This window comes from Algoriphagus aquaeductus (assembly GCF_003253485.1).
Taxonomy (GTDB): Bacteria; Bacteroidota; Bacteroidia; order Cytophagales; family Cyclobacteriaceae; genus Algoriphagus; species Algoriphagus aquaeductus.
In genome coordinates, this window is the sequence record NZ_QKTX01000015.1 from 125,090 (window position 1) to 136,152 (window position 11,063).

Here is an 11,063-nt window from a genome sequence, read left to right on the forward strand (position 1 = left end):
GTACGAAATATGAGGTTAGGAAGAACAATCAAATTCAGTACTTCAAGCCTTAATGATGTGTGAATGGGAATGAACTCTATCCAAACGTTCATAAGAGTGAAAAATCCAAGTAGGATCTATATCCTATTGATCCTGATTCTTATTTCCAAATTTCCCTCTTTCTCCCAAACAGTAGCCATTCCAAGAGATGGATTTCCCTATTGTGAACCGTTTACCAATAGTACCACCAGAGCCAATACCTTTTTTCAGGGAGTTCCCAAACCGGCAATTCTTACCGCAAATGAGGGGCTGGATCCTGAGGGAGATGGTTTTTTAAGACTAACGGATAATAACCTGGATCAAAGAGGGTATATGTTTATTGATTTGCCCTTTTCTCCTGTATACGGAATCAAAGTGTCCTTTGAATACTTTGCTTATGGAGGCCTTACCATTACTCCTGCCGATGGGATTAGTTTTTTTATGTTTGATGGGGCTATTACCCCCTCAACGTTCCAAATTGGTGGCTTAGGTGGCTCTTTAGGTTATTCCCCTTGGAGAAGTAATAGTGGACTCACTTTTCAACCGGGCCTTAAAGGAGCCTACCTTGGTATAGGGTTTGATGCTTTCCGGAATTTTGGTAATGAATATGAAGGAAGGTATGGTGGATTTAAAGATCCAACAGCCACAGGATTTGGGCCTGTCCCAGATGAGCGGCAGTATTACAATTCTATTGTCATTAGAGGGCCGGAAACTAGTAATTATCAGTTTATCGATGGTAAAAGAACTTTCGATAGAAGCTTCTTAAATGAACAACAGCCGGCTGTCTATACAGATCCTATTGATTCTAAGTATTACCTTTTTGATCCTTTGGATCCGGTCGATTACTTTAATAGAAGATTTACCTTAGCCTCGCCTTTAAGAGCGGAAACCTGTGGTGAACCGGGTTATCGAAAAGTTTTTATTGATTTGGCACCTACCGGGTCAGGGACATATATACTGAACGTATCCATGCTGTACAACAATGGAACTGGGTTATTTCTTCAGCCTATTTTTACCAATGTTCCCTATAACTTTCCTGCTCCTCAAAATATAAAGTTAGGTTTTGCTGCATCAACAGGATCTCCAAATACAAATTTTCATGAGATTAGGAACGTAACTGCCGAAGTCTCGGATTATGCAAGTATTCCGATTCCAGAGATCGAAAACCTTTCTGCTGAAGTATGTGAAGGAGAGGAGAATTTGTTTGAATTTGAGGTAGATCTTAAAAGTGAAAACTCCTTTCTACGTTGTGTTCAACTCTATGAAACCGATCCGGGAGCCCCTGATAATTCTCCACCAACTGGAGGAAATCCATCTTTAACTAATTGTGGACTTTCCAATGTATGTGTCGAAAGGTGCGATCCTGCTAATAACACCAGGTACCTTCCTGGAAAAGGCACTTTCTCTGTCGAGCTGGAAGAACTAACATCTGATAATTTTGAAGATGAAAAATATGCAGCGAGTATTAGGTTTGTTCCGGATCCGGGATTCATCGGGACCGCTCAGGTGTATTATCAGGTTGTAGATAATTACGGGCTTATTTCGTTTGCCAAAACTATAACGGTTACTACCAATCCTGAACCCATAAAGATTCAAGATCCTCAATTGGATAACCCTACCTGTAACGGTCAGGCAGACGGATTGATTTCAAATTTGATTGTAGGAGATCTTGTTCCTGGATTCGATTACGAATGGTATTATAATGGATCTTCAATTGGAAAGCTAAATGCGTCTGTTTCACCTCTTGTAGGAGGGGAAGCCATATTCTCCATTTCAGGGATAAACTTAGGGACGTATACGCTGACCGTTTGGAATCCTTCCGACCTAAATGGGTGTTCTATTTCTATTGATGTAGAAGTAAGTCAAGAACAGGGCACACCGGTGGACTTATTAGCAAACGATAAGGAAATTTGTGAGGGAAATGCCGTTGACTTCTATCCCGTAATCCCCCCAATTTACGGTTCAGATGCAGGAGCAAAATTCTTTTGGTATACATCTCCCAATCGGTTAGGTGGACCGATAACCAATGGGGCTACAAGAGTCATTGATGGACAAACTGTCACTTTTTCCATTGTAGATGATAGAGAAATTATCATAACTGGATTAGTGGCAAATGGCTCTAATCCAAAAGATTATATTTTTTATGTGGAGGCCCAATCGAAAACTAACCCTTCCGGAAATTTCTGCCCATATATTGGAGATGTAATTTCCGAAGCAAGAGTAAAAGTCTTTCCCCCTTTAAACTTTAGCGCTTCAGTAGTCTCTGAGGATTGGTGTTCCGATGGTAAAGGGGAAATTCAAGCTTTAATTTCTAACCCTCTTTCTTCAGTTACTTATTTTTTAGAAGATGGTAACGGGAATCCGATTTCATCAAATTCCTCGGGTCAATTTACAGGACTGGCTATTGGTTCTTACCAAGTGTATGCTAGCTCATCCTCACCCAATTGTATTACCTCAATTATCCCATTATCCATAAATGGACCATCGCAACCCTTGACTTTGGCAGAAACAAGCATCCAGAATGCGTTCTGTGGAAATACCAATGGGGTTCTTTCTTTCAATCTGACAGGAGGTGTAGGCCCCTACACTATACTACTCAACGGATCTGCCTTATCAGGGGCATCAGTCTCAGGTAACACCTATACTGTGCAAAATCTTGCCGCCGGAAATTACACCATATTGGTTACTGACTCGAAAGGCTGTACTGAAACCCTGGATAGTCAACTCGGCTTAGAAACCAATTCTGAATTTGATACCAATGATGATGAAATCTGCGAAGGGGAAGAGGCAATTCTTCAGTCGGTGATTGTAAATCAGTCTACTTCAAGTCCCGTTTTTGAATGGTATATTCAGGATAGTTCCGGAAATTTTTTGAAAATCAATTCAGGACAGACTGTAAACGGTGTTTTATTCACCATAGATTCTAATAATGACCTCCGAATTTCCGGTTTGCTTGCTCAAAACTCACCGTATACCTACTACCTTAAGGTGACTGGTGATAGGGTATGCGATCAAGGCTATATACCTGCGTCTGTTATTGTAAATTCTCTTCCGGAATTGGATATCCCTGAAATTAAAAATGTCAGTTGCTATGGCGGAGATGATGCTTCTATTCAGGTAAAATTGAAGTCCGGTAACTTTTCTGACTTTGAATTTAACTTGATAGGCAACAATGGCTTTAATTCAGGCTGGATTTCTAACAGCGGATTATTTACTGGTCTGGAAGTTGGAAAGTATACGTTGACAGTTCGAAATTTGACTGGCTGTCAGACACAGGTGACCGATTTAGATATAACTGAACCAACGGAAATGACAGTTCAGGAAGATCCTAACTCACATCTGGATGCTTCTTGTGGATTAGATAATGGGGAGTTTACTTTTTCAATCAGTGGAGGGGTTCCTAATGCTGCCGGTGAGTATAAGGTTAAGATTAATGGAATCGAATTAGCTTCTTATTCTGGAAGTATAACCCGTAATTCTTCCAGTAACTTTACCCTGGAAGATTTAGCGCCTGGAAATTATACAATTGAGGTAGCAGACGAAAACGGGTGTGTTCAATCCCTTGTTGTTTCTATTCTGGACACTCCTGTTCCTCAGTTTGATGTCATGTCAGTTGAAGTCTGTGAAAAAGTTGATGCCATTCTCAAACCAGTTATTGTCTCTGCCGCAAGCGGAGTATCACCTATATACATCTGGTCTTACGAAGATCCATCCAATCCTGGCAGTCTAGTATCCATCAACTCTGGAGATCAGGTTGGGGAGGTAGCTTATACCATCCAAAATGGGGAATTGATAATCTCTGGATTGGCTTTCCAACCAAATCCATATCTATATTATTTAACAGTAAGTGGAAGTATGGTTTGCGATGGTCCTCCAATTCCTGCGGAAGTTAAAATCATCAAACTTCCTGAGGCCGAATTTGAAACAAAGCCGGTGTCTTGTTTTGGTGGAAATGATGGAGCTATTGATTTGCTAAGCAGTAATCCGGGATCCAATTTAACCTTCACCCTAGTAGGATATGGTCAATCAAATTCTACAGGTACTTTTTCTGGATTGGAAGCCGGAACGTACAGCGTTAGCATCGAGGATGCTATAGGATGTGCCTATATAGAAACTGTGGAGATAACAGAACCGTCCGCCCCTATTCAAATCAATACACCAGATATCCTAAGAAGTTCTTGTGATTTGAATAATGGGAGTATTGAAAATTTGCTGATTTCTGGAGGATGGGGTAATTATTCTGTGGAGTGGAGAAAAGGTTCACTTACAGGGCAGGTGATAGCTGGAGATTTGGTTGGTGCCAAAGATTTGGGCCCGGGAAATTACTTCTTATTTGTGACTGACAGTCAGGGATGTTCTGAGACATTTACATTTACTGTACAAGAATCCTCCGATCCGAATTATGGATTAGTTCCTCCGATGGATGTTTGTTTTGGTGAAACTGTCCAAATCAGGCCGGTTCACCTTGCACCAAATCCTTCTTTACCCCCAGTCGCTCCTACGGAAGTAAAATGGTTCACAGACCCGAATCAAACAGGTTTGATTCAGGATGGCCAAGATCCTAATTTGCCTACAGTATCCTATTTGATTGATGATTCTGACTGGCTTAATCCAGAACTTTTAATCACAGGCTTGCCTCCTGGTTTACATGATTTCTATTTCTATGTGGCATGTACTGGGCAGGAACTAAAAATTGAAGTAACTGTTTATGAAAAGCCGGAGGTAGTGTTAGAAACTAAACCTGTTAGCTGTTTCGGAGACAACAACGGTAAGATAAAGGTTATATCCGGAGGAAAATCGAATTATACTTATAGTATTAATGGAGGTCCGGTTATTAACCAAACAGCCCTAGAGACATTCTCATTTACATCAGGGATTTATAATTTGACGGTAATAACACCGGGTGGTTGCCCCCAGAACAGTACCTTCGAGATAGAAGGTCCGACATCGGCCTTGTCTGCTACGCCTCTTACCAAAACAGATCCAGGCTGTGGGGCATCTAATGGTAAACTTCAACTTACTGTTACAGGGGGGTGGCTTCCGTATTCGGTAGAGGTGGTGAGGAATGGAGCTAGTTTAGAAACAAAAATATTCAACACATCTTCAGTTGACTTGATAGGATATACTATTGGAGATTATCAGTTGATTATTACTGATGCCCAGGGCTGCAAGTTGACCAGTAACTCTGTTTCTTTATTGGATGGTCCAACTCAGATTCTTATAGAGAAGAAAGAAATCTGCGAAGGAGAGCTCGCAGTTTTGTCTCCTACATTGGATCCGCCTTCTTCTGGAGTTACTTTCCAATGGTACTTTGACCAAACACTGGCACAACCCATCTCTAGCAGTCCTAATCCTGCAGCTGACGGAAAAATTTACCAAATCAATCCAACTACAGGAGTATTGTCTGTTTCAAATTTAAACGGACAAGCTGTTCCATATACCTATTTTGTGACTGTCTCGGGTGGTACTGTTTGCCCTGGATTTGTAGGCAAAGGGGAAGTGCTGGTTTACTCCATTCCTTCGGCTACTGCAATAGTGGAGAATGAGATTTGTTTTGGAGATGGAGGTAAAATAACAGTTAATGTGGCTGGAGCTCCGGGTATTTACACTTATAGCCTGAATGGAGGTCCATTTGTGAATACCAATGTTTTCCAAGTTGCTACAGGAGTACACCATGTAGAGGTCAAAAATCTCCATGGTTGCTCCTATATGGTTTCACCAATTTCCGTCACCGGCCCCACCTCACCACTTGCAAGCTCAGGGATAAATGTGAACAACCCGACCTGTGGTACTGATAATGGGGAAATTAACTTTACTATTTCTGGAGGCTATAGTCCATACCAGATCCTTTATGCAAGAAATGGTGAAAGTCCATTAAATATAAATCAGGCAGGCCCTGGACAGGTGACCATTTCTAACCTTCCTTTAGGCAATTACGAAATCGACTTGGTTGATGCTCAGGGTTGTGTCATAAATGTCACTTCTAACTTATTGTTGGAGGAGGCTCCAACTGTTATTTATGTGCAAGATAAAGTCATTTGCCAAGGGGAAACGGCTGAACTATTACCTGTTTTACCCCCAAATATTACCAATCCATCCTATTCGTGGTTTTTTGATGCTGGTGGAGAAAATCCAATTTTAAATGGACAGCTAAATGGAATAAATTATTCCATAAGCACTAACGGCACATTGACCATTGATGGGCTTACGGGTTCAAATGCCCCCTATACTTACTATGTTTCAGCTAGTGGACCGGGAATCTGTAACCTAACTCCAGAACCTGTTGAGATAAAAGTAAATAGTATCCCAACACTAAGGGTTTCAAACCCCTCAATTGTTTGCGATCCCAAAGGAACAGTGGATTTGACCAGATTCATAGAAGGATTTAATCCTAATGTGTATGATTATAACATCATTAGTCCTAATGGTACCGCTATGCTTATTGAGGACATAGATGAAGTCAATCTTTCGGGAGATTATAGAGTTAGCAGCTCATTAAAAGGGGCAAGTTGTTGGAATCCATTCCAACGAATAAGAGTCCAAATAGCAGATGAATTATTGGTGGCCAACTTCCAATATGATGTCGATCCTGGGACAGGAATAATTATTTCTAATGGAGATATAGGGATTTTTGAAGATGTTTTCTTCAAAGATATGAGCCTTGGTAAAGCAATTATATGGAATTGGGATTTTGGTGACGGTAATACGAGTTCCCAGAAGAATCCCAAACACCAATTCCAAGAAAAAGGGGATTACACGGTTTCCCTTCAAGTAATTGACACATTTGGATGCATTTCAAATTACCAAATCATAGTCAATGTAAATGATGATTATTTGGTGATTATACCAAATGCCTTCACTCCCGATGGATTAAAAAACCAGAAATTCAGACCTTATTACAAAGGAATTTCAAAATTAGAGTTCTATATTTTTAGTACTTGGGGTGAATTGATTTATAGATCAGATTCTATGGAGGATCCTGGTTGGGATGGATCTTTGAATGGGAAGCCTGCCATGCCAGGTAATTATATTTTCAAAGGTAGGTTTGTTAGTCGTTCAGGAGAAGTTTTTGAAAAGGCGGGGACATTTATCCTGATTAGATAGACTTTCCATTACCTTTAAAGACCATTTCCGAATTGAATCACAATTATTCATGAAAATTCTATTAAAGGGCTTTGGCTCCATAGGAAAAAGACATGCATCAAACCTTTTAGCCTTAGGGTATACAGATTTGGTAATTATAACCAGTAAATCTACTCTTGGAGATGGATTGGACCACCTGCTGAAATATCGCTCCGTCCAGGAGGCAGCTGATAATCACACTGGGTTTACTCATGGATTTATTTGTTCTCCAACAGCTTTTCATATGTCGGATTTAAAGGCTTTTCTTAAAGTAGGGATCCCGAATATTTATATTGAAAAACCGGTAAGTCATACCTTGGATTTTTGCATTGATTTGGGGCATGAAATTCAACAGTCCAATACAAGAGTACAAGTAGGATTCGATCTACATTTTGATCCGGGGTTGATGAAAGCAAAAGAAATTATCGAATCCGGAGAAATTGGAAAAATCTTATCAGCTAATGCTTTTGTTGGTCAATATCTTCCAGATTGGAGACCATATGAAGACCACAGAAAAGGGATGAGTGCCTCTATAGAAAAAGGTGGTGGAGTAATGTTGGATTTGGTGCACGAATTTGATTACTTACGATGGATCATGGGTTTACCTGCTAAAATCTGTGCGATATACCAATCCAATCCTCTCCTTGAAATTGAAACTGAAGATGTTTCGGATATTTTGATCCAATTTTCTAATGGGGCCACTGCATCACTTCACTTGGATTACCATCAAAGAGACCTTATTCGCAATTGTGTTTTTACAGGAGAAAAAGGAACCCTGATTTGGGATTTAGCCAAGAAATCCATCTCATTGACCCGTGAGGATAGGAGTACTTCTATCTTCGATTTTTCCGAGTTTGAAAGGAATGATCGATATGTCCAAATCGTAAAATCGTTTATAGAAAAACCAAATGATCTAAGGCTCACCTCCTTTAATGAGGCACTAGTCAGCTTAAGGATGGTTTTGGATTCAAAGAAATCCAGCGATACCTCCTCTGTAATTGAATTCAAAAAAATATGATTTTAGGTACTATTTGTTGTAGAGGAGGATCCAAAGGGGTTCCGGGGAAAAATTTACGCCTTCTGGATGGAATCCCACTGATAGGTCATACTATTTTACAGGCTAAGTCTTCCAATTTTATCGATCGTTTGATTGTTTCTACTGATTCAATCGAAATTGCCGAAGTAGCCAGATCCTTCGGCGCGGAGACCCCTTTTCTCAGACCTGCAGACCTCGCTCAGGATACATCAAGCAAATGGCCTGTATTTATCCATGCTCTTGAATTTATAGAGTCTCAAGGTCAGAATGTCGAATATTTAGTAGATATGGATGTGACTGTTCCTCTGAAGCAAACCATAGATATCGATACTGCAATTGAATTAGCAAAATCCAGACCTGATGTAGATGTTGTGATAACAGGTTATGAGCCCGAAAGAAATCCATATTTCAATATGATGGAAATTCTTGAGGATGGATATGCACACATAGTGAAAAAGACACCAAAACCCATTGTAAGACGTCAGGATGCGCCTAAAGTTTATAGTTTGAGCCCTGCTGCTTATGTGATAAAAAAAACTTCACTTTATCAATTTGAGCATTGGTCCAAAGCCAATTGCCTTATCAGCCCTATGCCCAGAGAAAGAGCTATCGATATCGATACCCATTTGGATTTTCAACTGATAGAATTCATCCTAAATCAACCAAAAACTTATTAATATAGTAATGAATCCTTCTATTTCACCAATTTTCGACTTATCAGGGAGAATAGCTTTGGTCACTGGGGGTGCAGGCCTTCTTGCATCCGAACATGCGATTGCTTTAATGGATCATGGAGCACAAGTTGTCCTGGCAGACAAGAATATCGAATCCTGCAATCAAGCTGTTTCATTGCTTCAAGAAAAAGGATATCAAAAAATTCAAAGCATGGAGTTGGATGTTACTTCCCGGACTAATTGGGAGTCAGTAGCAAGTTCATTAGAGAAGAATTTTGGGAAAATTGATGTTTTGGTAAATAATGCCGGATTTACCAATCAAAGTAAGTCTAAAAATTTTGACGCTGGATTTGAAGATTTTCCACTGGAAGATTGGAACAACATTTTAAATGTAAATCTAACAGGATCTTTTTTGGGGTGTCAGGTTATTGGTAAATGCATGCTTGAAAATGGGAAAGGATCAATTATAAATATAGCCTCCCTTTACGGAGTAGTTAGTCCAAACCATAAAATTTACCCTGGTACTGGAATTTCTCAACCAGTAGCATATTCTGTAAGTAAGCATGGTGTGGTCGCCTTAACAAAATATTTAGCAACGCTCTGGGCAGAGAAAGGGATTCGCGTGAATTCTTTAACTCCTGGGGGAATTTGGAATGGCCATCATGGTTTGTTTTTAGAGCGATTTCAGCAATTAAACCCGATTGGTAGAATGAGTGATAAAAGTGAATTAAGAGGCGGAATTGTATATTTAGCATCAGATGCAAGTAGTCATGTAGTTGGGCATAATTTAATTATAGATGGAGGATGGACTGCTTGGTAATTATTTTCAAGCCTTGACCGCTATGATCATCAGTTATTCCATAGTTTTTTTTGTATTGCTACTTGTATGTGTGGTTTATCTAAAATTGGCTATTAGGTTTGAAATTGTAGACCGTCCAAACCACCGCTCTTCCCACTCAGTAGTCACGGTCAGGGGAGGGGGGATCATTTTTCCCATTTCAGTCCTCATGTGGTGGTTGATGAACGGATTCTCAAACTCTTGGATGGTGCTGGGATTGATCTTGATAGCTGCTGTCAGCATGATGGATGATATGTTTACCCTGTCACGCAAACTTCGGTTTGGAATTCAATTTGTCGCATTGAGCCTCGCATTTTGGGATTTGGGAGTATTTGGTCAAAAGCCTTTCTGGGCACTTCCTATCCTTTATTTCATTGCACTGGGAATTATCAATGCCATTAATTTCATGGATGGGATTAATGGAATCACCGGGTTGTACTTCTTGACTTTTTTTGGTTCACTGTTGGCCGTCAATGTGTACCTGCCAATTTTTGACTCTGCTTTGATCCAATATGTCATCCTCTCCCTGTTGGTATTCCTGATTTTTAACTTGCGGAAAAAAGCCCTGATGTTTGCAGGGGATATTGGAAGTATTTCCTTGGCCTACTTGGTCATTTATTTCCTGGCTAGATGGTATTTGGAGGTTGGAAACTGGACCATCGTTCTCTCTTTATTGGTATATGGAGCCGATTCTTTTCTTACACTGGGGCAGCGATTGATCAGAGGAGAAAATATAACCCAGCCCCACCGTCTTCACTTATATCAGTTATTTGTCAATCAGCTTAAAAAAGAACATGTCTTGGTAGCTTTGATTTTTGCTTTGCTACAATTCGCTCTCAATTTTGTGCTGTTCATCTATCCTCAGGCTTATCCTTCTGATCTGTGGGCATTGACTATACTTGTGCTTACCGCAGTGATCTACCTGCTTATCAAAATCCCCATTCAAAATAGATTTAAGCTCACTTGATTTGCGGTTCTTGGATTTACCTCCCTTACCCTTCGTGACTTCCAAACGGATCCAAATGAAAAAAGCCCTCCAGATCCTGAAGGGCTTTTTAGTTTGGCTTTTGCCTGATTAAAACTTAACACTCTCAAATTTCAGCTAAAATAAGTCTTCAAAAAATACCCTATATCGGGTATTTTTTGAACATTTTAAGGTTTTAATTCCAAAGAATGTTCAGTTTTTCCACAGGTAGCTTTACCTGCGTTTTCCCGATCATTTTCCAAAAAAGGCGTTCTTAATTCGGGTCCATAGTCTCCTGTCCCGAAAGATTCAGACCTGTCATTCCCTGAAATAGGTTGACCGTTTTTAAATCTGAATCAAGATGCTAAAAACGGGAAAAAGGATCAAATCGAAGCGTACTTTTTCGGAAGA

At 40.1% G+C, this 11,063-nt stretch carries 5 protein-coding genes; all 5 read left to right on the forward strand.

The annotated features are described in order from the left end of the window. The first annotated feature begins 96 nt into the window (after nucleotides 1–96). The 5 genes from CLV31_RS17700 to CLV31_RS17720 are packed head-to-tail and all read left to right on the forward strand — an operon-like array spanning nucleotide 97 to nucleotide 10,655. Nucleotides 97–7,122, forward strand: a complete 7,026-nt coding sequence (locus CLV31_RS17700) for a PKD domain-containing protein (RefSeq protein ID WP_181452663.1) — start codon at nucleotides 97–99, stop codon at nucleotides 7,120–7,122. A 49-nt stretch (nucleotides 7,123–7,171) separates the two neighbouring features. After that, on the forward strand, nucleotides 7,172–8,158 hold the full coding sequence (locus CLV31_RS17705; RefSeq protein ID WP_111394406.1) for a Gfo/Idh/MocA family protein: 987 nt from the start codon (nucleotides 7,172–7,174) through the stop codon (nucleotides 8,156–8,158). Next, nucleotides 8,155–8,853 (forward strand): acylneuraminate cytidylyltransferase family protein, encoded by a 699-nt coding sequence (locus tag CLV31_RS17710; protein ID WP_111394407.1) that lies wholly within the window; start codon nucleotides 8,155–8,157, stop codon nucleotides 8,851–8,853. The genes CLV31_RS17705 and CLV31_RS17710 overlap by 4 nt, the downstream gene beginning before the upstream one ends. Nucleotides 8,854–8,860: 7 nt before the next feature. Next, the gene (locus CLV31_RS17715; RefSeq protein WP_111394408.1) at nucleotides 8,861–9,670 is read left to right on the forward strand and encodes an SDR family oxidoreductase; all 810 of its coding nucleotides are present in this window, start codon (nucleotides 8,861–8,863) and stop codon (nucleotides 9,668–9,670) included. Then, nucleotides 9,648–10,655 (forward strand): MraY family glycosyltransferase, encoded by a 1,008-nt coding sequence (locus CLV31_RS17720; protein WP_111394409.1) that lies wholly within the window; start codon nucleotides 9,648–9,650, stop codon nucleotides 10,653–10,655. The genes CLV31_RS17715 and CLV31_RS17720 overlap by 23 nt, the downstream gene beginning before the upstream one ends. Nucleotides 10,656–11,063 lie beyond the last annotated feature (408 nt).